The sequence below is a fragment of the Streptomyces murinus genome, from assembly GCF_002154555.1.
Lineage (GTDB): Bacteria > Actinomycetota > Actinomycetes > Streptomycetales > Streptomycetaceae > Streptomyces > Streptomyces murinus.
This window is the reverse complement of the sequence record NZ_MUNF01001058.1, coordinates 1-873: the sequence shown is the minus strand read 5'-3', so window position 1 is coordinate 873 and position 873 is coordinate 1. Positions and strand designations below refer to the sequence as shown.

Annotated in this window: 1 protein-coding gene and 1 pseudogene; one reads left to right on the top strand and one right to left on the bottom strand. The window is 69.5% G+C overall.

Going from position 1 to position 873, the window contains the following annotated elements:
- A partial coding sequence (locus tag CCN72_RS37635; RefSeq protein ID WP_086812709.1) for a TetR/AcrR family transcriptional regulator occupies nt 1–658 on the bottom strand: 658 nt, incomplete at its 3' end.
- A 69-nt stretch (nt 659–727) separates the two neighbouring features.
- Here CCN72_RS37635 and CCN72_RS41295 point away from each other — a divergent pair.
- A pseudogene (locus CCN72_RS41295) lies at nt 728–873 on the top strand (short-chain dehydrogenase/reductase); the annotation flags it as partial.

The following is an 873-nucleotide window of genomic DNA, read 5'->3' as shown; positions in this document are numbered from 1 at the left end:
CCGCCGCCCCCACCCCGAGCCCCCTGAGATACGCGCTGAGCACCCGGTTCAGTCGAGGTTCCACCTCCACCACCGCGTGGCCGAGCCGGGGATCGCTCATGTACAGCTCGCGCAGGCGTGGGCCGGGTGTGGCCATCTGCCACAGGGCACCGGCGAGGCTGGTCGCGGTGGCGATCATGTCGACGCTCTGCGACTCGTCGAGGCCGAGCAGCCGACGCAGTTCGCCGCCGATCAGTTCGACCTCCTTCAGGGTGACGAGCTTGAAGGAGCGCACCGACTCGATCGACACGTTCCGCTCCAGGTTCAGCGGCGCCTGTGCGAGCAGGTCGCAGAACATGGGCCGTGCCGCCAGCGTGCCCGCGAAGACGGCCGCGACCTCGGCGGACGTCGCCTCGGAGCGTCGCCCCAGGTCGGCGCGGAGCTCGGCGGACCACTCCCGCCAGCCCTCGGCGGTCAGCGCGAGGAAGATCTGCTCCCGTGTCTCGAAATAGCGCAGCAGCGCGGACTTGTGCATGCCCACGGCCGCGGCGATGTCCGTGAGGGTGACGTCCCGCACCCCCCGCACCCGGCCGAGCGTCCGGGCGGCGTCCAGGATCGCCGCTTCCCGTGCCTGTTTGGCCTCGGCACTGCGCGCACGCTGAAAGGCAGGCTCACTCATGCAGGACATCATAGGAAGCGTTAAGGCAACAGTGTTGCGCTAATAAGAGAACGGTGTTTCACTAACGGTATGAGTACACAGGATCCCCAGGTCTGGTTCATCACCGGTTCGTCGCGCGGCTTCGGCCGCGCCCTGGTCGACGCCGTGCTGGCGGCCGGCGATCTGGTCGTCGCCACCGCCCGCCGCCCCGAGGCCCTCGCCGCCGACCTCGCCGA